The sequence below is a fragment of the Bartonella sp. AA86SXKL genome, assembly GCF_042196885.1.
The window spans coordinates 1-567 of record NZ_JBHIRE010000555.1 but is presented as its reverse complement, the minus strand read 5'-3'; the positions used below and the strand labels follow the sequence as shown (position 1 = coordinate 567).

Sequence of the window (567 nt, the reverse complement as noted above, 5' to 3'; positions counted from 1 at the left end):
ATCAACAATAAGAGTACCTCCACAGTTCCTAACAATAGCGGCTATTTCTTTTATTTGTTGCATAACACCCGTTTCACCATTTGCGGCTTGAATAGCAACAAGAGGAAGTCCCTTTGTTTTATCATGAAAGCTTAAGAGAGAGAGCAATTTATCTTGTTGAATAAGTCCATCTTGATCAACAGCAATTGTACTAATGAATTCTTTAGGAAAACGTCCACCTTCTGCAACAGATGGATGTTCAGTTGCCCCAATGTAAAGATGGGAAAATTGAACTTTAGAGCTTCCCATATTATAAAAGGGTGTTAATAAAGTCATGGCTGCTTCACTTGCACCAGACGTGAATACAACATGATCTGGATTTGCGTTAAGACTTTTAGCAATTTGTCGACGTGCCTTTTGTAATAAAGCTTTAGCAGCACGTCCTTCCGTATGAACGGATGAGGGATTACCAAAGATCTCTAAAGATTCCAGTAACGCTACCTCTGCCGCCTTCTTAAGCGGTGTTGTCGCGTTATGATCAAAATATCGACGTTTTACAACCATTTTATATCGTAATCATTAATCTTT

1 protein-coding gene is annotated in these 567 nt (G+C 38.4%); it reads right to left on the bottom strand.

The features are described from left to right. Positions 1-543: aminotransferase class V-fold PLP-dependent enzyme (locus ACFIO5_RS13250; RefSeq protein WP_375705661.1), on the bottom strand; the 543-nt coding region annotated here is incomplete at its 3' end. Between the last annotated feature and the right edge of the window lie 24 nt (positions 544-567).